Source organism: Gordonia sp. N1V (assembly GCF_029269935.1).
Lineage (GTDB): Bacteria > Actinomycetota > Actinomycetes > Mycobacteriales > Mycobacteriaceae > Gordonia > Gordonia polyisoprenivorans.
The window spans coordinates 1-1,300 of the sequence record NZ_JARJDD010000062.1; the positions used below are offsets into that span (position 1 = coordinate 1).

At 59.2% G+C, this 1,300-nt stretch carries 1 protein-coding gene; it reads right to left on the reverse strand.

Translation table 11 applies throughout. The features are described 5' to 3' along the window. Positions 1 to 29: 29 nt before the first annotated feature. Positions 30 to 1,234 (reverse strand): IS3 family transposase gene (locus P3L18_RS28100; RefSeq protein WP_276115995.1). Its coding sequence is split into 2 segments (ribosomal slippage): positions 30 to 991 and positions 991 to 1,234, totalling 1,206 coding nucleotides; the frame shifts between segments, so codons are not numbered across the junction. Positions 1,235 to 1,300 lie beyond the last annotated feature (66 nt).

Genomic DNA, 1,300 nt, shown 5'->3' on the forward strand with positions numbered 1-1,300 from the left:
TGTGGTTACCCCCGTTTGCCGGACATCGGTTAAGCGGCTTCGGTAGCCGCCTGGTCAATCATGTTGCGTTCGAATGTCACCGGGTCAAGGTAGCCCAGCGAGCTGTGTCGTCTCCTGCGGTTGTACACCTGATCGATCCAGCGGGACACCGCGACGATGGCCTCCAGGTGAGTGTCGAACTCCCGCCGATCGTAGAACTCGGTCTTCAACGTCGACCAGAAACTTTCCTGCTGAGCGTTGTCCCAACACACCCCGGTCCTGCCCACCGAGAGCCGCACTTTCAGGTCGTCAGCGACCTGCGCCATCTGCTCAGAGGTGTACTGACAGCCCCTGTCGGCATGGAAAATGACCTGATCGGTCGACCCGGTCTCCGGCTCCCGAAACATCACCGCATTCCGTAACGCCGTGTCCACGATATCAGTGTGCAGAGTATCAGAGAATGCGTAGCCAAGTACCCGACGCGAACACCCATCCCGCACCGCACACAAATACAACCAACCATCACTCGTTGTACGCAAATACGTGATATCAGACGTCCACACCGTATTCAACACTCCGCGATCGAACTCACGACCCACAAGATCCGGGATCGCATGCGGATTCTGATCCGCGATCGTCGTCACAGGAGTCCACGGACGCGGACTGATACCGGCAATACCGTTGGAACGCATCAACTTAGCCACAGTCTTCACAGACACCACCTCGCCGGAATCCCGCAGATCGGCGGTGATCCGCGGCGCACCGTACACCTGATCCGACTCCTCATGGAATCGCACAATCTTTTCCACCAACTCCCGCAGCCGTACCTGACGTACCGACGGCCCAGCCTCCTGCCGCTCACGCCATTCATAAAAACCCGACCGCGACACCCCCAACAATTCAACGCCACGAACAACAGGGAAGGTGGCCTTCTCCGCGTCGATTATCTCGTACGCTTGTTCTGCTGCGAATTCTCCGCCGCGAAGAAGGCTGCCGCTTTTTTTAAGAAATCCCGATCCATCCGCAACTCGGCAACCTCCCGACGCAGACGCTCCAACTCGGCACGCTCATCGGCATCGACCGCCGGCGGAGGATCATCCATCCGCGACCGCTCAATGGCCACCCACCGACCCAGCAACTGCTCACCCACACCGATCTCCCGCGCGACCTCCGCGATCGTGCGACCAGTATCGATCACCAAATGCGCAGCCTCACGCCGATACTTCGGCGTGTAACTCTTCCGCTTCGCTCCCATCACTGCATCCTCTCCCGCCAGCCTCACACTGGCCATCAAGATGTCCGGGAAACGGGGTCAACCCCA